Source organism: Campylobacter sp. CNRCH_2013_0898h (assembly GCF_025772965.1).
In the GTDB taxonomy this organism is placed as follows: domain Bacteria; phylum Campylobacterota; class Campylobacteria; order Campylobacterales; family Campylobacteraceae; genus Campylobacter_D; species Campylobacter_D lari_D.
This window is the reverse complement of the sequence record NZ_JAKMTD010000001.1, coordinates 101,237-124,450: the sequence shown is the minus strand read 5'-3', so window position 1 is coordinate 124,450 and position 23,214 is coordinate 101,237. Positions and strand designations below refer to the sequence as shown.

28 protein-coding genes are annotated in these 23,214 nt (G+C 28.9%); 24 read left to right on the top strand and 4 right to left on the bottom strand.

All coding sequences use genetic code 11. The features are described 5' to 3' along the window. Window positions 1-2: 2 nt before the first annotated feature. From L8X50_RS00660 to purU, 6 genes are all read left to right on the top strand, one after another. Window positions 3-170, top strand: a complete 168-nt coding sequence (locus tag L8X50_RS00660) for a hypothetical protein (RefSeq protein WP_087699327.1) — start codon at window positions 3-5, stop codon at window positions 168-170. 2 nt (window positions 171-172) lie between these two features. Further along, window positions 173-1,345 (top strand): MFS transporter, encoded by a 1,173-nt coding sequence (locus L8X50_RS00655; RefSeq protein ID WP_263659053.1) that lies wholly within the window; start codon window positions 173-175, stop codon window positions 1,343-1,345. A 61-nt stretch (window positions 1,346-1,406) separates the two neighbouring features. Beyond that, a complete protein-coding gene (locus L8X50_RS00650) occupies window positions 1,407-1,655 on the top strand; it encodes a hypothetical protein (RefSeq protein ID WP_087691144.1) in 249 nt (82 codons plus the stop codon). Further along, on the top strand, window positions 1,652-2,089 hold the full coding sequence (gene ciaD / locus L8X50_RS00645) for an effector protein CiaD (RefSeq protein WP_263660116.1): 438 nt from the start codon (window positions 1,652-1,654) through the stop codon (window positions 2,087-2,089). Before L8X50_RS00650 ends, ciaD begins: the two co-directional genes overlap by 4 nt. Next, window positions 2,058-3,161, top strand: coding sequence for a CCA tRNA nucleotidyltransferase (locus tag L8X50_RS00640; RefSeq protein WP_263660115.1), 1,104 nt, complete (start codon window positions 2,058-2,060; stop codon window positions 3,159-3,161). Before ciaD ends, L8X50_RS00640 begins: the two co-directional genes overlap by 32 nt. Before the next feature lie 2 nt (window positions 3,162-3,163). Beyond that, window positions 3,164-3,991, top strand: coding sequence for a formyltetrahydrofolate deformylase (purU, locus tag L8X50_RS00635; protein ID WP_133318739.1), 828 nt, complete (start codon window positions 3,164-3,166; stop codon window positions 3,989-3,991). Window positions 3,992-4,015: 24 nt separating this feature from the next. On the opposite strand, the gene glnA is transcribed toward purU, so the two are convergent. Beyond that, entirely contained in the window at window positions 4,016-5,446 is a 1,431-nt protein-coding gene (glnA, locus tag L8X50_RS00630; protein ID WP_263660114.1) for a type I glutamate--ammonia ligase, read from the bottom strand. Between the two features lie 215 nt (window positions 5,447-5,661). Between glnA and L8X50_RS00625 the strand changes: the two genes are divergently transcribed. The 18 genes from L8X50_RS00625 to L8X50_RS00540 all read left to right on the top strand — a co-directional run bounded on the left by L8X50_RS00625 (window position 5,662) and on the right by L8X50_RS00540 (window position 18,450). Beyond that, complete coding sequence (locus L8X50_RS00625; RefSeq protein ID WP_263659057.1) at window positions 5,662-6,369, top strand: protein phosphatase CheZ; 708 nt, start codon at window positions 5,662-5,664, stop codon at window positions 6,367-6,369. Continuing rightward, window positions 6,366-7,622 (top strand): peptidase U32 family protein, encoded by a 1,257-nt coding sequence (locus L8X50_RS00620; protein ID WP_263660113.1) that lies wholly within the window; start codon window positions 6,366-6,368, stop codon window positions 7,620-7,622. Before L8X50_RS00625 ends, L8X50_RS00620 begins: the two co-directional genes overlap by 4 nt. Further along, window positions 7,619-8,113: a 5-(carboxyamino)imidazole ribonucleotide mutase gene (gene purE / locus L8X50_RS00615; RefSeq protein ID WP_133318743.1), complete on the top strand. Its 495-nt coding sequence runs from the start codon at window positions 7,619-7,621 to the stop codon at window positions 8,111-8,113. The genes L8X50_RS00620 and purE overlap by 4 nt, the downstream gene beginning before the upstream one ends. A gap of 9 nt (window positions 8,114-8,122) precedes the next feature. Next, window positions 8,123-8,629, top strand: coding sequence for a DUF3972 domain-containing protein (locus L8X50_RS00610; protein WP_220566839.1), 507 nt, complete (start codon window positions 8,123-8,125; stop codon window positions 8,627-8,629). Then, complete coding sequence (gene glyQ / locus L8X50_RS00605) at window positions 8,626-9,486, top strand: glycine--tRNA ligase subunit alpha (RefSeq protein ID WP_258107574.1); 861 nt, start codon at window positions 8,626-8,628, stop codon at window positions 9,484-9,486. Before L8X50_RS00610 ends, glyQ begins: the two co-directional genes overlap by 4 nt. Continuing rightward, window positions 9,476-10,201 carry a Nif3-like dinuclear metal center hexameric protein gene (locus L8X50_RS00600; protein WP_263660112.1) on the top strand — a complete coding sequence of 242 codons (726 nt, stop codon included), beginning with the start codon at window positions 9,476-9,478 and terminating at the stop codon, window positions 10,199-10,201. Before glyQ ends, L8X50_RS00600 begins: the two co-directional genes overlap by 11 nt. A gap of 11 nt (window positions 10,202-10,212) precedes the next feature. Then, window positions 10,213-10,932 (top strand): zinc ribbon domain-containing protein, encoded by a 720-nt coding sequence (locus tag L8X50_RS00595; RefSeq protein ID WP_263660111.1) that lies wholly within the window; start codon window positions 10,213-10,215, stop codon window positions 10,930-10,932. Further along, on the top strand, window positions 10,929-12,113 hold the full coding sequence (gene waaA, locus L8X50_RS00590) for a lipid IV(A) 3-deoxy-D-manno-octulosonic acid transferase (protein WP_263660110.1): 1,185 nt from the start codon (window positions 10,929-10,931) through the stop codon (window positions 12,111-12,113). The genes L8X50_RS00595 and waaA overlap by 4 nt, the downstream gene beginning before the upstream one ends. Continuing rightward, window positions 12,094-12,846 (top strand): pseudouridine synthase family protein, encoded by a 753-nt coding sequence (locus L8X50_RS00585; RefSeq protein ID WP_263660109.1) that lies wholly within the window; start codon window positions 12,094-12,096, stop codon window positions 12,844-12,846. The genes waaA and L8X50_RS00585 overlap by 20 nt, the downstream gene beginning before the upstream one ends. Window positions 12,847-12,910: 64 nt before the next feature. After that, window positions 12,911-14,248, top strand: a complete 1,338-nt coding sequence (gene ffh, locus L8X50_RS00580) for a signal recognition particle protein (RefSeq protein WP_220566836.1) — start codon at window positions 12,911-12,913, stop codon at window positions 14,246-14,248. Window positions 14,249-14,319: 71 nt separating this feature from the next. Next, complete coding sequence (gene rpsP / locus L8X50_RS00575; RefSeq protein ID WP_012661702.1) at window positions 14,320-14,547, top strand: 30S ribosomal protein S16; 228 nt, start codon at window positions 14,320-14,322, stop codon at window positions 14,545-14,547. A gap of 2 nt (window positions 14,548-14,549) precedes the next feature. Further along, window positions 14,550-14,795: a KH domain-containing protein gene (locus L8X50_RS00570; protein WP_043019956.1), complete on the top strand. Its 246-nt coding sequence runs from the start codon at window positions 14,550-14,552 to the stop codon at window positions 14,793-14,795. After that, window positions 14,785-15,309, top strand: a complete 525-nt coding sequence (gene rimM, locus L8X50_RS00565; RefSeq protein ID WP_263660108.1) for a ribosome maturation factor RimM — start codon at window positions 14,785-14,787, stop codon at window positions 15,307-15,309. Before L8X50_RS00570 ends, rimM begins: the two co-directional genes overlap by 11 nt. After that, window positions 15,306-16,010: a tRNA (guanosine(37)-N1)-methyltransferase TrmD gene (gene trmD, locus L8X50_RS00560; protein ID WP_133318752.1), complete on the top strand. Its 705-nt coding sequence runs from the start codon at window positions 15,306-15,308 to the stop codon at window positions 16,008-16,010. Before rimM ends, trmD begins: the two co-directional genes overlap by 4 nt. An 11-nt stretch (window positions 16,011-16,021) precedes the next feature. Next, complete coding sequence (gene rplS, locus L8X50_RS00555; RefSeq protein ID WP_012661698.1) at window positions 16,022-16,378, top strand: 50S ribosomal protein L19; 357 nt, start codon at window positions 16,022-16,024, stop codon at window positions 16,376-16,378. Window position 16,379: 1 nt separating this feature from the next. Further along, the gene (locus tag L8X50_RS00550) at window positions 16,380-16,733 is read left to right on the top strand and encodes a cupin domain-containing protein (RefSeq protein WP_243705616.1); all 354 of its coding nucleotides are present in this window, start codon (window positions 16,380-16,382) and stop codon (window positions 16,731-16,733) included. 53 nt (window positions 16,734-16,786) lie between these two features. Next, window positions 16,787-18,127 carry a class II 3-deoxy-7-phosphoheptulonate synthase gene (locus tag L8X50_RS00545; RefSeq protein ID WP_263660107.1) on the top strand — a complete coding sequence of 447 codons (1,341 nt, stop codon included), beginning with the start codon at window positions 16,787-16,789 and terminating at the stop codon, window positions 18,125-18,127. Then, window positions 18,121-18,450, top strand: a complete 330-nt coding sequence (locus L8X50_RS00540; RefSeq protein ID WP_263660106.1) for a Spx/MgsR family RNA polymerase-binding regulatory protein — start codon at window positions 18,121-18,123, stop codon at window positions 18,448-18,450. The genes L8X50_RS00545 and L8X50_RS00540 overlap by 7 nt, the downstream gene beginning before the upstream one ends. Before the next feature lie 53 nt (window positions 18,451-18,503). On the opposite strand, the gene L8X50_RS00535 is transcribed toward L8X50_RS00540, so the two are convergent. From L8X50_RS00535 to L8X50_RS00525, 3 genes are all read right to left on the bottom strand, one after another. Continuing rightward, entirely contained in the window at window positions 18,504-20,744 is a 2,241-nt protein-coding gene (locus tag L8X50_RS00535) for an autotransporter outer membrane beta-barrel domain-containing protein (RefSeq protein WP_263660105.1), read from the bottom strand. Between the two features lie 94 nt (window positions 20,745-20,838). Next, the gene (locus tag L8X50_RS00530; protein ID WP_263660104.1) at window positions 20,839-21,405 is read right to left on the bottom strand and encodes an anthranilate synthase component II; all 567 of its coding nucleotides are present in this window, start codon (window positions 21,403-21,405) and stop codon (window positions 20,839-20,841) included. Beyond that, complete coding sequence (locus L8X50_RS00525; protein WP_263660103.1) at window positions 21,402-23,150, bottom strand: bifunctional anthranilate synthase component I family protein/class IV aminotransferase; 1,749 nt, start codon at window positions 23,148-23,150, stop codon at window positions 21,402-21,404. The genes L8X50_RS00530 and L8X50_RS00525 overlap by 4 nt, the downstream gene beginning before the upstream one ends. Window positions 23,151-23,214: the final 64 nt, after the last annotated feature.

The following is a 23,214-nucleotide window of genomic DNA, read 5'->3' as shown; positions in this document are numbered from 1 at the left end:
TTATGATTTTTTTAATTCCTTTAATTGTGATTATTTCTTCTATTTTTATCATTGATCACTTTTATTTTTCCAAAGAGAATGAAGTTGTAAAAGAAAAAAAACAAGTAGTGCAAAAAAACACCGATTCTGATAAACAAAGATATCTTGAAAATATATTAAATCAAAAATAATCATGTACACACAAATTTCATATAAAAAATTCTTTTGGATTAATATTTTAGTTGTGATTACTCTTGCTTTAAATTTAAGAGCACCTATAACTTCCATAGGTCCTATGATAGAACATATTCAAGAATATTACAATATTAATTCTACTTTAGCAGGTATGCTAACAACCTTACCTTTAATAGCTTTTGGTCTTATATCGTTTTTTGTAGCGTATTTTTCACAAATTAAAGCTTTGTTTTTTGCTTTAATTTTGATTGTCTTTGGAGAAGTTATTAGAAGTTATGGAGGAACTATAGGTTTATTTTCTGGGGTTTTTTTGATAGGAGCAGGCATTGCAATAGCTAATGTTTTATTACCTTCTTTTGTAAAAGAAAAATTTTCTAAAAATACTTATAAGATAATGGGTTTATATGGATCAATTATAGGCTTATCTTCAATTGCTGGCGTGGCCTTATCACTTCCTTTGCTTAAATTTTTTGATGTACCTCAAGCTATGTTTTTTTGGGCTATATTGGCTTTAATTGCTTTGATTTTTTATTTTCCGCATTTGAAAAATAAAAGATTATTACGCCCTAAAAAGAAAAATATTAATAAAGTGAATATCTTTTTAAACTTAACAGCCTGGAAAGTTACTATTGTAATGGGATTGCAAAGTTTTTTATCTTATAGTCTTTTTGCATGGCTTAGTGTGATGATTAGTGAAAAGGGCTTTGGAATTGACTTTGGTTCTAATGTTTTATTATTATCTCAAATCATAGGGATGCCCGTGGCATTTTTACTACCTATCATTTTAGGAAAGCTTAGATCTCGTGCTAAAAGTTTTGCTATAGTGATGTTAGGGTTTTTGTATTTTTTAAGTTTTATGATGATTTTTCTTTTTAAAGTAAAAGCGATTTTGTTTTTAGCGGCTATTTTTTTAGGTTTTGCTTCTAGTGGAGTTTTTACAATTTCGTTATTATTTATTGCTATCAAAAGCTCAAATTCTATCATAGCGGCTAAACTTTCTGCTATGTCGCAAGGTATAGGGTATTTAATAGCTGCTCAATCACCTTGGATTATAGGCATGCTTCATGATAATTTTAGAAATTTCACTTCAGGCTTTATTATGCTTATTGTGGTAGCTATAATACTTAACATTTTTGTATTTTTAGCATATAAGGCTCCTGTGATTAAGTGAAAATTAAAAATAAATTAAAGCCTTTTTTGTTAGAATTTTAGGATTTTATTTTTGTGAGTTAATAATGCGATATACAGTAACAGAGGCTTCTATTTATGAAGCACAAGGCTTAAAAGATGAGGCTTTGGAGATTTATAAAAATATATTAAAACAAGATCCGCAAAATAAAAATGCCATTGATGCTATAAGGCGTTTGAGTGGCTTGCGTTCTAATCATGAAGATTTAAATTATGATATGCTTGATTTTTTTGTCAATATGAAAAGTGAAGAAGAAATTAATGAATTTAAAAGGTGGTTGATAAAACTATGAATATAGAAGATTTAGCAAAAATGGCTATTAGTGAAGTTAATTCAGAGTTAGATAATAAAAAAAATAAAAACGATGAATTTGCCCCTATGGTAGAAGAAATTACTCAAGAAAAAAATGCTAATGCTCAAGAGAAAAAAATCAAAGAAGAAATTAGTAAGGTTACACAAGAGCTAATCCAAGAACTAGATGATTTAGAAGTAAAAGTAAAAGATGATAAACAAAATGTCGCTATTAAGGTTGAAGCTTTAGAAGAAAAAGAAGAAAGCATTATAAATAATGAAGAATTTTTCTTGAAAAATCTTAGAGAGCGTATTTTGGTTTTATTTGAAGGATTAAAAAATACCAAAGATGAGCATATGGAAAAAAGACTAGATATGACCATTACTTTTTTAGAGTTTTTACTTGCAAAGATTGAAGATAGACTTAAAAAATGACCAAGATTTTTTAAGAATTAAAAATATACTTAAGCCTTACACACAAAGGGTTTATTTAGTAGGTGGTTGTGTAAGGAATTCTTTTTTAGATTTATCTAGTGATGATTATGATATAGAAATTTATGATATTGAGCCTATGCTTTTTGATGAGCTTATGCAAAAACTTGGTGCAAATGGAGTAGGAAAAAGTTTTTTTATGTATAAATATAAAAAATTTGATTTAGCTCTAGCACGCTATGAAAATAAAATTTCTACAGGCCATAGAGGTTTTGAAGTTAAAGTTTGTAATAATGAGCAAGAAGGAGCAAGAAGAAGAGATTTTACCATTAATGCATTGATGGTAAATATTTTTGATTTTGAATTTTTGGATTTTTTTAATGGTTTGCAAGATTTGCAAGCAAAGATTATAAGACATATTGATGATAAAAGTTTTATTGAAGATAGTTTAAGAGTACTTCGTGGAATTTCTTTTGCATGTAGGTTTGATTTAACAATTGCAAAAGAAAGTTTAAAATTAATGCAAACTATGGATATAAGCGATTTATCTAAAGAGCGTATTAATAATGAACTTTATAAAATTTTTAAAACTTCAAGACTAAATAAAGCTTATGAGTATTTTAAAATTTTAAATTTAGAAGAAAAAATCTTTTTTTATCAAAGTTGTAATAAAGAATTTGAGAGACTTTTAGAGTATAGCCAAAAGTTAATTTGTGATGAGGCTTTGTTTTTGTATTTGTATTTGAATTTTTTTCATATAAGTAAAGAGGAATTTTTTAAAAAAACAAAATTAAAAAAAGAGCTTTTAAAAAAATGCGAACAAGAATTTATTTTAGGTAAAATTGATGATTTTGATTTAGCTAAAATTGCTTTAAAAATACCACTTTGCAAATGGCTTGGACTTTGGAATAATGAGCGTATAACACAAGCAAAAAAAATAAATTTATACCATCATGCTTTTGAAAGTAAAATTAGCGCCAATGACTTACTAAAGGAAGGATTTAGTGGGAAAGAACTTGGAATTGAACTTGAAAAAAGAAAATTACAAGAATTAAAAAACTATATAAAGGAGTAAAAATGAATGAGTATATTTTAAAAATTTCATGCAGCGATGAAAAAGGATTGATTTATAGAATTTCAGATGTTATTTTTAAATATAGAATCAATATTATAAAAAATGATGAATTTGTTGGAGAAAATCGTTTTTTCTTTAGGGCACATTTAGAAGGTGAGCTTGATATAAAAGCTTTTAAAGGAACGCTTGAAGCTATGCTTCCTGATAATGCACAAATTGAAATTACTTCAAAGAGAAAAAAAGATATTATTGTTTTAGCTACTAAAGAAACTCATTGTTTAGGTGAGTTACTTATCCGTCAATTTAGTGGAGAATTTAATGCAAATATTAAGGCAGTTATTGCAAATTATGATGTATTAAAACCTTTAGTGGATAAATTTAACATACCTTTTCATACTATTTTAGCACAGGATTTAAGCAGACAAGAGCATGAAAAAAAACTACTAGAGTGTTTAAAACAATATGAGTTTGATTATATTGTTTTAGCAAAATATATGAGAATATTATCTCCATCTTTTGTAGAGAATTTTGAGGGAAAGATTATTAATATCCACCATTCTTTTTTACCTGCATTTATAGGAGCTAATCCTTATAAGCAAGCTTATGAAAGAGGGGTAAAGATTATAGGCGCAACAGCACATTTTGTAAATAATAACTTAGATGAGGGGCCAATTATTACCCAAGATGTTATACCAGTTACTCATGAATATTCTTGGCAAGCTATGCAACAAGCAGGGCGCAATGTAGAAAAAAATGTTTTTTCTAAGGCCTTGGATTTAGTGTTTGATGATAGGATTTTTATATATGATAATAAAACAATAGTATTTTAATCTTGATGCTAAAAAGCATCAAGATTAGCATGAATAGCAAGTTTTAAACTCATATGCAGTTGGTCTAGCTTCTACAGGCCATACTTGGGTTTCAAATTTTATATGTTGATAATCATCAATAAATACATCACTCATAACAGGCTTTAAGAAGGCATTTTTTCTAATGAGTGCTTCCAAAGATCCTCTTAAAGTGTGAGGTAATTGCTCTATACCTTTTTCTCTAATCTCATCTAGGGTTAGTGCAAATAAATTTTCATCCATAGGGCCTACCGGTATGGTTTTATTTTTAATACCATCAAGTCCTGCCATAAGCAAGCTTGTAAAAGCTAGGTAAGGATTGGAAGTGCTATCAGGAAATCTTATTTCAACTCTTGCGCTTTTTTCATTAATACCATAAGGCACGCGACAACTTGCAGAGCGATTTTGGCAAGAATAAGTTAGTATACAAGGTGCTTCAAAACCTGGAACTATTCTTTTATAAGAATTTGAACTAGGATTGGTAAATGCAGCAACACTTCTTGCATTAGCTAAAATTCCACCGATGTAATTAATCGCATATTCACTTAATTTTCCATATCCTTCTTTATCATAAAATAAATTTACTCCATCTTTCCAAAGGCTCATATGCACATGCATACCACTTCCATTATCTCCATAGAGTGGTTTTGGCATAAAGGTCGCTGTTTTTCCATTTAAATGTGCTACCATTTTAACTACATATTTATAAATTTGTACATTATCAGCAGCTTCAACTAAATTTCCAAATTCTACACCAATTTCAGCTTGTCCTTGTGCTACTTCATGATGATGTACGAAAGTTTTTAAACCAACTCTTTCTAAAACTTGTACCATTTCAGCTCTAATATCCACACTAGAATCAATAGGACTTACAGGAAAATATCCACCTTTATTTCTTGGGCGATGTCCACTATTGTAACTATCTGTAAAATCTTTATTATCATTCCATTCACCTTCTTCAGTATCTACTTCATATTTTGCACAGTGAGAAGAATCAACTATTTTTACATTATCAAAAATAAAAAATTCATTTTCAGGACCAAAATAAGCAGTATCAGCGATATTGCTTGTGTTTAAGTGTTGCATTGCTTTTTTAGCAATACTTCTTGGACATTTTTCATACATTTGATCTTTGTAAATATCATATACATCGCAAATTACTATGATAGTAGGATCAGCTGTAAAAGGATCTAAAAACGCACTTTCCACATCAGGTTTTAAAATCATATCTGATTTTTCTATAGGCTGCCAACCATGCAAAGAGCTTGCGTCAAAAGGAATTCCGTTTTCAAAGGTTTTATCATCAATTGCTTTTATATTATAAGTGATGTGATGCCAAGTGCCTATCATATCAGTAAATCTAAAATCAACAAATAAAACTTCATGTTCTTGACAATAACTAAAAAACTCATCAATGTTATTTACAAATTTACCCATTTTTTTCTCCTTTTTATTTTTTGGGTTTTTTAATTTATTTTATAGATTGTAGTATATTTTTTTTAAATTAAGTTTAAATTAATATTTTTTTTATAATCAAATTAAAAAAAAGATTATTTTGCGTAAAAAAATAATTAATTGGTAAAATTAATGTTGATTTATATTTTTTTGTAATATAATCTCGCATTAGTTTTTTTATTAAAAAAGGTGTAACAATGACTCAAGAAGAATTAGATGCTTTAATGAATGGCACTGAAGACTTAGATCTTGATTCTGTAGAAGAAACAGAAGAAAAACCAGATACAGATTATGAAGATGAGGAAAAAAATAAGCAAATTGTTAATGATATGATTAATGGTGATTATAAAGCAAGAGCGGATATGGCTTGGCCACCACCGCCACCTAGTAAAGAACATAAAGTTGTACATCAACTTGATGATGTTACAAGAGATAGTGAAATAAAAGCCACAGAGATGATGGAAAAATTAGAAGCTATTAACGACTTTTTTGCAAATTCTGAGAGTGATCTTTGTGTAATCAGTGATGCTTTAAATAAAAATATAGAAATTTTTGAAAAATTAAATGCAAAATTTCCTAATGTGGTAAGCTTTAAAGAAGCTATTGAAATAAATAACAATGCTAAAAATATCATAGATGAGATTACAGGTTGTTTGCAAACTGGACAAGATGAAGTTATGATGGCAATGGATGCTATGCAATATCAAGATATTCATCGTCAAAAAATTGAGCGTGTTATTAATGTTATGAGAGCTTTAAGTAGATATATGAGTAGTTTGTTTGAAGGTAAAATTGATGATGAAAAACGCGTGGGATCTGCTGTGCATATCGAAGGAGATACAACTGCAGATGTTGTAAGTAATGATGATATTGAGGCATTAATCGCAAGTTTAGGAAAAAAATGATTATTCCTGAAATAGTAGCTCCTGCAGGTAATTTTACAAAATTAAAAATAGCTTTAGCTTATGGAGCTGATGCTGTTTATGCAGGAGTGAGTAATTTTTCATTAAGAGCAAGAACTGCTAGAGATTTTAATTATGAAACTTTTAAAGAAGCTATTGAGTACACGCATGCAAAAGGAAAAAAAATTTATGTAACGATTAATGGATTTCATTTTAGCTCACAAATTGAAGGTTTGAAAAGGCATATTTTAAAACTAAAAGAAATGAAACCTGATGCTTTTATAGTAGCTTCTGTGGGTGCTATGCGTTTGGTTAAAGAGCTTGCACCTGAAATCAATCTTCATGTATCAACTCAAGCTAATATTTTAAATTACTTAGACGCTCAAGTTTATAAAGATATGGGAGCTAAGCGTGTTGTTATAGCAAGGGAACTTGGTTTAAAAGATGCAAAAGATTTGAAAAATAATTGTGACATAGAACTTGAAAGTTTTGTCCATGGTTCTATGTGTTTTGCGTATTCTGGCAGATGTTTGATAAGCTCAGTGCAAAGTGGACGCATGAGTAATCGTGGATCATGCGCAAATGATTGTAGATTTAACTATGAACTTTATGCAAAGAACCCAGAAACTAATACACTTTTTAGACTTGAAGAAGATGAGAATGGCACGCATGTGTTTAATTCTAAAGATTTAAATTTAAGCTCGTATATTCAAAAAATTATGCAAGAAGATTGCATTCATGCTTTTAAAATAGAAGGAAGAACGAAAAGTGAGTATTATGTAGCTTTGACTACAAGAACTTATAAAATGGCAGTGCAAGATGTATTGCAAAATACTTTTGATGCGGCTAAGTATGAAAAAGAAATTCATACTTTAAAACACAGAGGTTTTACAGATGGATATTTAGTTTCAAGAGCTTATGAAAAAACCGATTCAATAAATCATAATACAAGTATAGAAGAAGGAACCCATCAAGTGCATGCTATTAGCGAAGATGGTGAATTTTTTAAATGTAAGGGTAGGATAGAATTAAACAAAGAATATGAAATTCTAGCTCCGGTTGATTCTAATATAGAATTAGGGGAAAATAAACTAGGTTTAGTATATGAAAATGAAGGAAAAAAATTCATAGTGTTTAAACAATTATTAGCAAAAAACAATAAAGAATTTAGTGAAATTCATAGTGGTAATGAAAATGAAATTACTTTGCCATTTAAACTTCCAGAATTTAGCTTTTTAAGAAGGAGTGTTGAATGAAATTTGTTTCCATATTGATGGGAAGTAAGAGTGATTATGATATAGTAAAAGAAGCTTTAGGAATTTTGGAAAAATTTGATGTAAAATATGAAGTCTTGATCACTTCAGCTCATAGAAGTCCTCAAAGAACCCAAGAATACATCAAAAATGCTGAAGAAAAAGGTGCAAAAGTATTTATTGCTGCAGCGGGTATGGCAGCTCATTTAGCAGGAGCTGTTGCAGCACATACAACAAAACCTGTTTTAGGTATACCTATGCCAGGAAGTAATTTAGCTAGCATGGATTCTTTATTTTCTACTGTGCAAATGCCAAGTGGAATTCCTGTAGCAACTGTGGCTATAGGTAAAGCAGGGGCTATTAATGCAGCTTATTTGGCAGTGCAAATTTTAGCAATAGAAGATGAGTCTTTAGCGCAAAAATTATTAGAAGATAGACAAAAACAACAAGAAAAATTAATCCAAGATTCTAATACAATTGAAGTTTTTCTTTAAGGAGCGTATATGCAAACTTACTTGGAATTAAAAGAATTTTGTCAGTTAGTTCATTTATCCGAAGATGTTGTAAAAGGAATGATGGCAAATGGTGCTTTAAATTTCAAAGAAGAAGAAGGTAAAATTTATATAGAAGCTAATCAAGGTACTTTTAGCGTAGTTCCTTCAAGTTCAAAGCAACCTGCTATGGTAAATTCTATGACCTTGGCAGGAGAAAGTTTTGTAGAAAAAACTATAGGGACTATTTTAAATTTACATGAAAAAGTTCTTGATGCTAAGGATGAAACCTTAGAAGCTTTAAAGGGTGAAAACAAATTTTTAAAAGATGCTCTTTATTCTATGCAAGAGCTTTATGATGAGGATAGAAAAACTATAGAAAATCTTAACGAGCAACTTAAATATGCGCGTAATGAAGTTGAATTTCTAAAAAGAAAATATAAAATGATGTGGAATAAAACAGTGGAATTATATGCAAATTCGCCTGAGAAGTCTGAAGAATTAAAGGAAGAAAAATGACTTTTTCTCAAATGATTTTAAATTTACAAGAATTTTGGCAAAAGCAAGGTTGTGCTATTATGCAACCTTATGATTTTCCAGCAGGTGCAGGGACATTTCACCCGGCAACTTTTTTAAGAAGTTTAGGTAAAAAACCTTGGGCGGCTGCTTATGTAGCACCAAGTAGAAGACCAACTGATGGAAGATATGGTGAAAATCCTAATAGGTTGGGTGCTTATTATCAATTTCAAGTTTTAATTAAACCAAGTCCTGATAATATCCAAGAATTATATTTAAAAAGTTTAGAAAATTTAGGCTTTGATTTGAAATCACATGATATTCGTTTTGTTGAAGATAATTGGGAAAGTCCAAGTTTAGGTGCTTGGGGTTTGGGCTGGGAAGTTTGGCTTGATGGTATGGAAGTTACACAATTTACTTATTTTCAACAAGTTGGTGGTATAAGCGTAGATTTAGTTAGTGCTGAAATTACTTATGGCTTGGAAAGACTTGCAATGTATTTACAAGATGTAGATAATGTATATGACATAGTTTGGAATGAATTTAACGGCGAAAAAATTACCTATAAAGATGTTCATAAGCAAGGCGAGTTTGAATTTAGTAAATATAATTTTGAAGTAAGTGATGTAAAAACTTTAAATGTACAATTTGAAAATGCTTACAATGAGTGTAAAAATGCATTAGATGCAAAACTTGCTTTACCAGCATATGATTATTGTATGTTAGCAGCACATACTTTTAACTTGCTTGATGCAAGAGGAGCTATTTCAGTAACTCAAAGACAAGATTTTATGCTTAAAATTAGAGAATTATCTAAAAATTGTGCTTTAGTATATAAAGAAAGTTTAGATGAAAATTAAAGAAATTTATGATTATTTAGATGCTATTAGTCCATTTAATACGCAAAGTTCATGGGATAATAGTGGTTTATTGCTTGGAAATTTCGATCAAGACATAAATAAGATTTATCTTGCGCTTGATGTAGATATGCATTTAATTGAAAATGCAAGCGAAAATTCACTTTTTATAGTCCATCATCCTTTAATTTTTAAAGGTTTGAAGAATTTAAGTGGAGTGCTTTATCCGCAAAATCTTCTTACAAAAATGATACAAAAAAATATAGCCTTGATTGCTATGCATACAAATTTTGATTTAAGTCATTTAAATACTTATTTTACTAGCGAAATTTTGGGTTTTAAGATCAAAGAACAAAATGAATTTTTGATCTATTGTGATGTAGATTTTCAATTAGATACATTAGTTGATCATGTTAAAAAGTGTTTAAAACTTAATCATATTAGGGTTGTTAATGCTCATCAAGAAAAAATAAAAACTTTAGCAATATGTACAGGCAGTGGTGGAGATTTGATTTCTAGTGTAAAAGCAGATTGTTTTTTAAGTGGGGATTTTAAGTATCATCAGGCCTTAGAAAGTTATCATAATAAACTCAATTTGATTGATATGGGTCACTATGAAAGTGAGTCATACTTTGGTGAAATTTTAGCAAAAGATTTGCAAAAATTTCATTTAGAAGTTATAATATCAGTTTCAAAAAATCCATTTCAATATTTTTAAGGAAAAAATCAATGAATAAATATTTAGAACAACTTATAGCTTTATCGCAAATTGATAAAGAGTTAGATGGTTTTGCAAATAAAGTAGAAGATGCTACAAAGGATTTAAAAGAAAAGCGCAATTTGCTTGATAAAACTGAAGAAGAAATTGCAGGTTTTGAAAAAGATATTAAAGATATAGAAAATCAAAAAATACAAAACAATAACCATATTGCAGAATTTGGTGTGAAAATTAAAGAAATAGCCAAAAAAAGTGCTGCAGTGAAAACTGAAAAAGAAGCAAATGCTTTAAAAATCGAAGAAGATATAGCTAAAGAGCAACTTGATGCAGCAAATGAAGAGATAGAAAGATTAGATAAAATTTTAGAAAACAAAGAAAAATTTATACAAGAATTGCAAGCTAAGAGAACTGAACTTGAAAATGAAGTGGATCAAATAGATGCTCAAACAAAAGTTGTATTAGTTGATATTGAAAAAGAAAGATTAGAGATTTATGATAAAAAAGTAAAGCTGGTTGGCGAAATAAATCAAAAAGTTTTAACTTTTTATGAAAAAATTAGAAAATGGGCGGGAAATAGTGCTGTAGTTCCTGTGAAAAAACATGCTTGTTATGGCTGTTTTATGAGAATTTATGATAAAACTTATTTAGCAGTTTTAAAAGGTGATGAAATCGTAACTTGTCCGCATTGTGGAAGAATTTTATATAAAGAAAAAGAAGAAAATCAAAATTGATTTTTTTTTATTACATTTTTGCTGTGATTATATATGTAATCGCAGTTCCTTTTTTGTTGATTTTAAGTTTTTGTAAAGAAAAATATAAAGTATCTCTAAAATCTAGATTTTTTCTTTACAAAAACTTAAAACAAGAACAAGGAGATATATATTTTCATGCTTGCTCCTTTGGGGAGATTAAAAGCATTGTTCCCTTAATAAAACTTTTTCCAACTTGTAAAATTTCAACTATCACGCAAACCGGATTTAATGAAGCTTTAAGACATTCTAAAAAAGTAAATTTTTTACCATTTGAAATTTTTATACCTTTTTGGATGAAACCTTGCAAAGTTTTGATTATTTTTGAAGCAGAGCTTTGGCTTATGCTTGTATTGATGGCTAAATTTTATAATGCAAAAGTTATTTTATTAAATGCTAGGATTAGTGATAGATCTTTAAAAAACTACAAGCGTTTTAGCTTTTTTTATCGTTTGATTTTTAAATATATTGATGTTGTGTTTGCGCAAAGTCAAAAAGACAAAGAAAGGTTAGAGCGTTTGGGTGCTAAAAATGTTGCAGCATATAAAAATATCAAAGCATATATAAAACAAGAACAAGTGAAAAATTATTCAAAACCTAAGGCTAGGGTTATTATATTTGCTAGTACGCATGAAAATGAAGAACTATTATTGCTTAATGAGATTAAACTAGAAGAAAATGATAGATTAATTATCGCTCCAAGACATCCGGAGCGTTTTGGCGAGGTTGAGGGGATTTTAAAAGATTTTTGCCAAAAAAATCATTATAATATGCAAAAATTTTCAGACTTTACTTTAAGTGAAAATGATTTTGCAAATTTTTTTAAGACCAAGTGTTTATTACTAGATACTTTGGGTGAGCTAGAAAGTTTTTATAAGATTAGTGATGTGGTTTTTTTGTGTGGCTCTTTTGTAAATAATATAGGCGGGCATAATCCTATAGAGGCAGCTAGATGGAATAATGTTATTATCTCAGGGAAATATTATTTTAATCAAGAAAGTTTATATCAAGAAGTTGATGATTTGTATATTTGTGAGAGTGTAAAAGATATAAATGATTTTTTAAAGCAAAAATTATCACAAGCACGAGTCAAAGAGCAAAATGATTTAAATGAAATTATATTAAGTATAAAAGAAGGTTTAGATGCAAGAAAAAGCTTATAAGTTGCTTGCAATGCAAGAAAAAATTTCCAATAATGCAGCAAAAGATTTGATTGATAAAGGTTGTGTTTTTGCTATGGGAAAAAAGGTTGTTATAGCTAGAGCTTTGATGAGCTCAAAAACAAGATTTGTCGTGCAAAAAATAAAAAAAGCAAAAATACTTTTTGAAGATGATAAAATCATAGCTTTAAATAAGCCTTATGGGGAAATTAGCGAGAATTTAGAAGGTGTTTATAATGCTAAATTAATTAACAGGCTTGATAAAGAAACAAGCGGGGTTTTGCTTTTAAGCAAAGATGAGGAATTTAGACTAAAATGCATTCAAGAGTATAAAAAACAAAATGTTCATAAAAGCTATTTAGCTATTGTCGATGGAGTAATTGCTGAAGAACTTGAAATTTGTGAAAAAATAACTACTATAAAAAATAAATCCGGAGCCTTTAGTAAAATCGATAAATTTGGCTTAGAAGCTCATACTCAGGTTATACCTTTAATGGTAAATGCAAAAAAAACTTTAATAAAAGCAGTCATTAAAACAGGTAGAACACATCAAATCAGAGTGCATTTAAATCATATAAAACATGGTATTATTGGCGATGAAAAATATGCAAAAAATAGCTCTTCTAGAATGTATTTGCATTCTTATGAAACGCATATTTTTGATTATCAATTTAAAGCTTTACTTGACGAGAGTTTTAATGCTTATGGTTTTGAAATAAAAAATTTAAATTTTTAAAGGCGTTTAAAGCTAAAAGGGTTTATAATTTAGCTTTTTAAAATTTTAATAAAGGGAAAATAAAGTGTTTGAAATAGTTAGTGAGTCATTTAAATCCGCGGTTAATAAACTTCGTTTTGTTGATGATGAAAAAGCTTTAAAAAATGCTCTTGACACTTTAAAAAAAGCCCTTTTAAAAGCAGATGTACATCATAAAGTTACGAAAGAATTACTCACTTTAGTAGAAAATGATGTAAAAACTAATGGCATAGGCCAAAAGCAATTTTTAGACTCAATTAAGAAAAATTTAGAAGAAATTCTTAGTGTTAAAGGTAAAAATCAAGGTTTTGTATTTGCTAGTAAGCCACCTACGGTTGTTTTGATGTGTGGTTTGCAAGGTGGTGGTAAAACAACTACTACGGTAAAAATTGCTAATTACTTAAAACTAAGAAATAAAAAAGTATTAATTGCTGCATGTGACTTGCAAAGATTAGCTGCGGTAGAGCAATTAAGACAACTCACTCAAGCTAATGAGCTTGATTTATTTTTCATAGAAAATGAAAGTAATCCTTTAAATGTAGCTAAACAAGCTTTAGAAAAAGCAAAAAATTCTATGTATGATGTTTTGCTTGTAGATACTGCCGGCCGTTTGGCAATTGATATAGCTTTGATGAATGAGCTTAAAGAAGTAAAAGCTATTTTAAATCCTGATGAAGTATTTTATGTAGCTGATGCTATGAGTGGTCAAGATGGAGTTAAAACAGCAAGTAGCTTTAATGAAGCTTTAGAAATCACTGGGGTTATTTTAAGTAAATTTGATGCAGATACTAAAGGTGGTGTTGCGCTAGGTATAGCTAAACAAATTGGTGTGCCTTTAAGATTTATTGGTGTTGGTGAGAAAGTAGCTGATTTAGAAGTGTTTATCCCTGATAGAATTGTTAATCGTATCATGGGCGAGGGTGATTTAGCGACTTTGGCTGAAAAAACTGCCGCTATTATAGATGAAAAAGAAGCAAAAAAACTTAATAAAAAAATCAAAAAAGGTGAATTTAATTTCAATGACTTTTTAAATCAAATGGAAAGTGTTAAAAAACTTGGTAGTATGAAATCAATCATTGGTATGATACCTGGTTTATCATCTATGGCAGCAAATATTAAAGATATTGATTTGGATAATTCTAAAGAAATTATTCATATTAAAGCAATGATTTCATCAATGACGCCAAAAGAAAGAGAAAATCCTGATTTGTTAAACAACGCAAGAAAGCGTCGTATTGCAGAGGGTGCTGGTTTATCTCAAATGGAAGTAAATCGCTTTTTAAAACAATTTAGTAATGCGGCTAAGTTGGCAAAGAAATTTTCAAACAAAAAAGGAATGGAAAATTTTATGAATATGTTGCAGCAAGCTAAAAGACCGCAATAATTAAAGCTTTTTTATGGATATATGAGTTAAAATATCTATAACAAAATTTTAATTTTTTTAGGAGTATTAAAATGACAGTAATCAGACTTACAAAAATGGGACGCAAAAAAAGACCATTTTATCGTATAGTTGTAACTGATAGTAGAAAAAGACGCGATGGTAGTTGGATAGAAAGCATTGGATATTATAATCCTATGGTTGAACCTGAAGTAGTAAAATTTGATGCTGAGCGTTTAGCTTATTGGAAGAGCGTAGGTGCTAAATTAAGCGATAGAGTAGCAGCTATTACAAGCAAATAAAAATGGTTGAAAATTTTTTAAGAGAATACGCAAAATTAATTGTTGATTTTCCTGAAAAAGTTGATATACAAAAACAAAATTTAGAAAACAATTTTGCTGAAATTATCATTTATGTTGATCCAACTGATACTGGTAAGTTGATCGGAAAAAACGGGAAATTAATCAACGCAATAAAAACAGTTATTATGGCTTATAAAGTTAAAGATGCAACTTCATATCGTATAACGGTAAAAGCTATTGAAGAATGATTTGGTCCAAGTTGCTAAACTTGGGAAAAGTGTTGGTTTGAAAGGTTATGTAAAATTACATAACTTAAGTGATTTTTATGAGCAGTTTAAAGCAGGTGCTAAATTTTTTGATGGTAATCAAAAAATTTACACCATAAAAGCTTTTGATAAAACAAGATCTTTGGTTTTATTTGAAGATTTTGAGAATTTAGAATCTGCAAAAAAACTAACTAATATTACACTATTTCAAAGCATAAAAACTACAAAAGAAACTTGTAAGTTAAAAAAAGATGAGTATTTTTATTTTGATATTATAGGCTGTGAAATTTTTGAAAATGAACAAAAATTAGGTGTAGTTGAAGATATTTTAGAAAATGGAGTTGGATTTTTATTCTATATAAAATGCGATGAAAAACTACAGACAAAGGTTAAAAACTTTTATATTCCTTATGTTGATAAATATATTCAAAAAGTTGATATAGAAAATAAAAAAATATTCACACAATCTGCTTTAGATATTTTAGAAAATTCATGAAATATACTTTTGTAAGTTTATTCCCAGAGCTTATTGAGCCTTATTTTAAAACTTCTATTTTGGCAAGGGCAAAAGAAAAAGGAATTTTAGAATTTGATTTTGTTAATCCTAGAAATTTTACTACAAATAAACATCTAAAAGTAGATGATTATAAAATAGGCGGTGGTGCGGGACTTTTATTACAAGCTCAGCCTTTATATGATTGTTTAACGCATATTAAAAGCCAAGATAAAAATACGCATTTTATTTTTCTTTTACCATGTGCTAAAACTTTTAAGCAAATAGATGCTAAAAGATTAAGCGTCAAAGAGCATATTTGTTTTGTATGTAGTAGATATGAGGGTTTAGATGAGCGTATTGTGGAAGAATTTGCTAATGAAGTGTTTTCTATAGGAGATTTTATACTTACAGGTGGAGAGTTGGCATCTTTGGTGATGTGTGATGCTATTAGTAGAAATATTCAAGATGTTCTTGGAAATAGTGAAAGTTTAAGTGAAGAAAGTTTTGAAAATGATTTATTAGAAGCACCATCATTTTCTAAGCCATTTGTTTTTGAAAAGGAAAATAAAAAATTTTATGTTCCTTCAGAGTTTTTAAAGGGAAATCACGCTAAAATCACAGCTTTAAAAACTACTTTGGCGTCTTGCAAAACGAAATATTTTCGTCCTGATTTGTATCAAAAGCATGAACGCAAATTTTAAGGAATATCGTTATGAAAAATAAATACATTGAGCAATTTGAGCAAAAACAAATTGAAGGTAAAAATGTTCCAGAATTTCGTGCTGGAGATACTTTAAGACTTGCTATTCGCATTAAAGAAGGCGATAAAACAAGAATTCAAAATTTTGAAGGTATTTGTATAGCGCGTAGAGGAAATGGTGTAGATGAAACTTTCATTGTGCGTAAAATAGGCGCTAATAATGTAGGTGTTGAAAGAATTTTCCCTATTTATAGTGAAAGTTTAGAAAGTATTACAGTATTAAGAAGAGGTCGTGTACGCCGTGCTAGATTATTCTATTTAAGAGATAGAAGAGGTAAGGCTGCTCGTATTAAAGAACTTAAAAAATAAAATGAAATTTAGAACTCAAATGCATGAAGTAATTTCTTGGGAACAAGAAATTGAAAATGGCATAAATATATCTAAAAAAATAGAAAATGCTTATGCTAAGGAAATATGCATAAATATGTCAAAGGATAGCTTTATGAAAGATCATAAAGCACCTTTTGATATTACTATACAAGTATTAAAAGGCTCTATTGATTTTGGAGTTTTAAATCAGCAAATTCTACTTAAATCTTTAGATAGCATTAGTTTAAAAGCTAATGAAATTCATAATCTTTTAGCACTAGAAGATTCTATAGTGCGTTTAACTCTATATAAACAAGATAGCCTTGAACGCGTTGAGAGTGTTTTGAAATCTTAATTTAAGTCTCATTTTGTATAATTTTAGCTTACTTAAAATTAGGAAGTTAAGCTATGAAATGGACTAAAGATTCTTGGAAAAATTATAAAATTCAGCAACAGCCGCAATATCCTGATGAAAATGAATTACAAGATGTTGTTAAAAAATTAGAAAAATTACCACCACTTGTTTTTGCAGGTGAGGTAGATAAGTTAAAAAAATCCCTTGCTAAGGTTGTAAATTCTCAAGCATTTTTACTCCAAGGAGGAGATTGTGCAGAGAGTTTTGTAAATTTTGGTGCTGATAATATAAGAGATATGTTTAAAGTTATGCTTCAAATGGCCATAGTACTTACTTTTGCAGGATCTTGTCCTATTGTTAAAGTAGGGCGTGTTGCAGGACAATTTGCAAAGCCAAGAAGTAGTGATTTTGAAGAAGTAGATGGAGTAACACTTCCAAGTTATCGTGGGGATATTATTAATGGTTTTGAATTTAATGAAAAATCAAGAATAGCCGATCCTAAAAGAATGTTAGAAGCGTATTATCAAAGTGCTACAACTTTAAATTTATTAAGAGCTTTTTCAAGAGGTGGTTTAGCGGATTTAAGAGTAGTGCATAAGTGGAATTTGGGTTTTTTAAAAAAAGCAGAGCTTGGGAAAAAATATAATGAACTTAGTGAAAAAATCACTCAAGCTTTAGCTTTTATGCAAGCTTGTGGTATCACTGATACCCCAAATCTTTCCCAAACAGCCTTTTATACTTCCCATGAAGCCTTGCTTTTGCCTTATGAAGAAGCTTTAACTAGAGTAGATAGTTTAAGCGGGGAAATTTATGATTGTTCAGCACATATGCTTTGGATAGGTGAGCGTACTAGAAAAGCAGATGAAGCACATGTGCATTTTTTAAGTGGAGTAAAAAATCCACTCGGTGTTAAGCTTAGTGCTAATTATGATTTAGATGAAATAAAAAAGCTAGCAAGTATTTTAAATCCGCATAATGAAGCAGGAAGATTAAATTTCATCATCCGTATGGGATGTGATAAGATAGAAAATGCCTTGCCAAAATTATTTAAAGAGTTAAAACAAGAAGGGTTTAATATACTTTATAGCATAGATCCTATGCATGCAAATACGGTTAAATCAGGTAATTTTAAAACAAGAGAATTTGATAAAATTATTCAAGAAGTGCGTGCGTTTTTTGAGATAGCTATGAGTGAAGGAGTGTATCCTGGTGGGGTACATTTGGAAATGACAGGGCAAAATGTAACAGAATGTGTAGGAGGCTCTTTAAATATCACTCAAGAAGAACTTTCCAAACGCTATGAAACACAATGTGATCCAAGATTAAATGCTGACCAAGCTTTAGAATTAGCATTTATCATAGCAGACTTAGTTAAAAAGGCAAGAAAATGTTAAAATTTTATGGTATTAAAAATTGTAATAGTGTTAAAAAGGCCATGGATTATTTAAATTCTAAGCAAATTGAATTTGAATTTTTAGACATTAAAAAGCTAGATGAAGAAACTTTAAATTTTTGGCTTAGCAAAAGGAGTGTTTTAGAGCTTGTAAATACAGCGGGTATGAGTGCTAGAAAATTAGGGTTAAATAAAGAAAAACTTCAAAATTTAAACCAAGATGAAATTAAAGTGATGATTTTGCAAAATCCAACGCTTATAAAACGCCCATTAATTATAAAAGATGATGAAGTTTTTATAGCTAAAGAGTATGAGAGTTTTTAAAATGCTAGAGTGAAAAACTCTAGCATTTAGGAGTTTCTCAAAAAATATTTTTTTTAGAATTTGTATTTAAAACCTACTTGACCACTTACATAAGTTTCATTTTTACCATCTGTTTTACCAGCTAGTATTTGTTTAGCCCCAACACCTGCATTTAGGCTAAATTGCTCGTTAATATCTACATTTCCACCTATGATGATTTGTCCATAAGTTTTTTTCTTATCATCACTTTTTACGCTAGGTAGTGCTACTCCATTTAAACTCGCTACATAATCATCTCCATTATTCATTACATATTGTTCTATTTTTGGAGTGATAAATAAATACGATGTTTCGCTCATATATTTTCTAAATTCAGCACCAAGTTCTAAAGAAATAGAATTATTACTAGCGCTATTGACATCTTTTCCTGCAATTCCGTTTTCTTTATAGCTTGGGGTATGTGCATAGTAGTAGTTTGCTCCGGCAAAAGGTTTGATAAATAAGGTATTACTACTAAAATCAAAAATATATCCCATGTTAGCACTCAAACCAAGGAATTTTCTATTAAAGTCAGCACTATTTGTAGTGTTAAATCCTCTATTTACAATATCTTGATCTGTTGGAGAAATTTGAGCATAAGCCTTAACATTAACTTCTACCTTTGGACTTATATGGATATTAGAATAAGCACCAAATTGGAAATTATCTGATTTTTGGGTTAAAAGATTATCTTTTATTTCAGCGTTTGCATAAGTAAAATAAGCACCAATAATAACATCATCATTGACTTTTCTATCCATACCTATAGTGGCTCCATATAAAGCACCACTATCTCCATCTATGATGTTTGCACCGCCTATTACATTACCCCAAATGCTGTTATTATAATTATCAACATAATTTCCTCTATAATCATTAGTAGCAAATCTTATTTGAGATAATTTTGTAGCGTAATTTCCATAAGGATTATTTAACATAGCTACACGAGAACCTATGGATACATCATTTGATACATTGATAGTCGAGTTTATACCTGATGAGGCTTGATTTACATTTGAGATAGATTTAGCTGAATCTTTTATATCATTTGCTACTTGTTCCCCGACTTTATCAAATTTAATACTACCTATTGCATTTAAATCTCCACCAATTTTAAGTCCATCTAAAATTTTAGAAACAAAGTCTTTGTTAGAAGCTGAAACACTAGAATCGTTTTTAATATAATCATCATTAGAGATTTCTCCACTTCCAGCATTGCTAATCATATCTTGAATTTGTTTTATTTGCTCATTAATTTTTGCAATAGCTTCATCAATTTTTTCTATATTAACACCTTCATCATCTTTGGCATCTTCTAAATCAGTTTTAACTAATTCTAGATATTTTTTATCGCTTTCTAGAATCATCTTATTGTTATTTACATTTTCATTTGCACCACCACTAATTAAAAGCTTATTATCTTTTGTAGAAAGTTCATATTCAACAAAATCTTTTACATCCATAGCTCTTACAACTTCATAATCAAGTCCTAAGTCTTTGTTGCTCATACCAACAATGCTTTCAAAATTTTTACTTATGTTTGCACTTGCTTTGTTTGAGCTTGTTATATCTTCATTAAATCCTTCACTTGCACTCATAAAAACATAATTATTTAAAGCTAAATCACCAAAACTTGTTGTTCCTATGGAAAAGTTTGAATTTGTGATATTTGTTTTACCATTTACTTGTATATGATTTTGACTTTTATTACCACCTATAGTAAATAGAGTAGATTGATCTGCTGTAAAATTTCCATTTACTTCAAGAGAGCCTCGTAGGCCATGTCCATCGCCGATTAAAATAGCTGAAGATTTTATATCATCTAAAACACCTTCTGTAGGACTAGATGAACCTTTTATACTAAAATCTCCATTTACGATAGATTTTCCATTTGTGCTTTGAAATATTACATCTATAGCTTCAGTTTTTTTAGCATTGATGGTATAATTTGTTACATAGGTAGAAATATCTCCATGTGAAATATTTTTAATAGTAAGATCATTAGAGCCTAAATTAATATTCACTGTCGCAAGATCTTCATAGCCTTCTTTTGCTATGCTGTTAGGTAGATCTGTATTGTTGATATTTATGGTTAAATTGCCATTAGTATAATCATTTTTTAAAGTAAAATGTTGCCCATCATTTGTTTCAAAATGTTGTTCCATACTACCATCGCCATCAGCAATAGTAATTTCTTGAGCTAAAGCAGCACCGCTTAATAAAGCACTAATGCTAACTCCCATTAAAACTTTACTTGTGTAATAAGAAAGTTTCATTTGATTACTCCTTGTAAATTTAAATTGAAAAAAGCATTATACCCCCCCCCATAAATTTAAGTTTAAAGTAAATGAAAAAAATATAAATATTAGATTATTGCAAAGTAAGAAAGTTTTTAAGTAGCTTTTTGCCATTTTGACTTAGTATGGCTTCAGGGTGGAATTGAACTCCATAAATATCGTATTTTTTATGTTTTAAAGCTATGATGATATTATCTTCACTATGGGCTAAAATTTCACATTTTTTACCTATATGATTAACATAAAGAGAGTGATATAAACAAATTTTAAAATTTTGCTCAAGGTTTTTAAAAAGTGGGTTTGGTTTAAATTTTATAGTTTTTACCTTACCATGAGTTGGATTTGGAAGTTTAGAAATTTTACCACCAAAAGCATGTGCTATGCATTGGTGTCCTAGACAAATTCCAAGAATTTTTTTATCTTTTTTAAAATACTTTATAGCTTTTAAACTTAACTTTGATTCTTTTGGAGAATTTGGTCCAGGGGAGATTAAAAGATGGGTAAAATCATATTTTTTAAGCTTTTTTGGATTTTTGATTTTATCGTTTTTAATAATTTTATAAGCAATGTTTAATTCTTTTAAATAAAAGGCTATGGTGTAGGTAAAAGAATCATAATTATCTATAATCAAAACTTTCACAAAAATACCTTTTTTAAGCCTCTTAAAGAATTAATAGCATAAATTTCTTTAGCATTTAAAAGCTCATCTTTAGTGATATCTTTTTCTTTGATGAGCTTGTGTTTTAAGAGTGTTTGTCTATAAATACCATTTAGGCAGTTTTTAGCATAAGGGGTAAAATACTCATCATTTAAATTTATAATAATGTTACTTCTTGAACCCTCACAAAGTATGCCTTTTTCATCAAAAAAAACTATGTCATAGCAAATATTTTCTTTCCATAGATGAGAATTTGTCTCATATAAACTACGCAGAGAAGTTTTATGGTGTGTTAAAAGATTTACTTTTATGATGTCTTTATTTATGAGTAGTTTTTTGCTTGAATTTTCTTGTATATTGCTAAAATCAAACTCATAAAGGCCATTTTTAAAAAGTTTTAATTTAATAGCCTTTGAGCCTTTTTGAGTAAAATTACTTTTTGTAAAAAAATGATGATGATTGAAAACAAAATTGTTAAAATTTTGTAAAGATTTAAAATGGAATTTTTTATCTTTGCTCTCTAGTATATTTTTAAAATCATGTTTTAATCTTTGAGTATCAAAGCCAAAAAAATTAGCTGAGTTTAAAATTCTTGTCAAATGTTCTTTGAAAAATAAAATAGAGTGATTTTTATAATACATTGTTTCAAATAAATAAAAGTTAGGTTTTAAAATTTTACTTTTTAGTTTTAATTCTTCAAATTCATCTTGTTTTTGTGAGTCCCACACAAGTCCGCTTCCTACACCATATCTTAAAAAATCATCATTATTTTTTTTCTCTAAAGTGCGTATGGCTACGCTAAATTTTGCTTTATCTTTATGGATTAAACCTATCGCTCCACAATAAATCCCGCGTTTTCTTTGCTCTAAATTTTCTATGAGTTTAATAGTTTCTATTTTGGGCGCACCTGTGATAGATCCACATGGAAAAAGGGCTTTGAAAATTTTAAAATAATCATTTTCTTGTTTTAATTTCCCACTTATTTTTGAAATGAGTTGGTGTAAGGTAGGGTAGGTTTTAACCTTAAAAAGTTTGCATTTTAAAGAATGTTTTTTGATGAGTTTTGAAATATCATTGCGTAATAAATCAACTATCATTACATTTTCGCTAATAGTTTTTTCATCGCATTTTAAAAAGTTTTTTAGATTTTCATCTTCTTTTGGATTATTTGAGCGTTTGATTGTGCCTTTCATGGGTTTTGTGATGATTTTTTTATTTTTGATTTTAAAAAAAAGTTCAGGTGAAAATGAAGCCAATTCTAAAAATTCATTTTTCATATAAGCTTTATAGGGGGTATTTTGCTTAGGATAAAGGCTTAAAAAACTCTCATACACATTAAGATTTGATTGTAAATGTAGTTCTTGAGTAAGATTAACTTGATAACTTTGACCTTTAGCTATGGCTTCTTTGACTTTGTCAAAGTTTTCAAAATACTTTTCTTGGTTTAAATTGGATGAAAAACTTGGATAAAAGTCTAAATTTTTTTCTTCGTTTGTAAAGATTTTTTTTGATTTAAAAGCAAAAAAATATAAAAAAGGCTCTTTGCTTTTATAATTTTTATCTTCTAGATATTTATAGAATTCATATTGAATATAGCCTAAAAAATAATATTGATTTTTATATTTTTCTATGATTTTAAAAGCTTTTTTACTTTCTTTTTGAGTGTGAGCTTTAAGAGTGAAGGCAAGATTATCATAAAGGTATTTTCCAAATATAGCAAATGCCATTTAAAATCTTTGATTTAGAAAAATACAAATAAAGCTAATAATACACATATTTTTGCTCTAAATT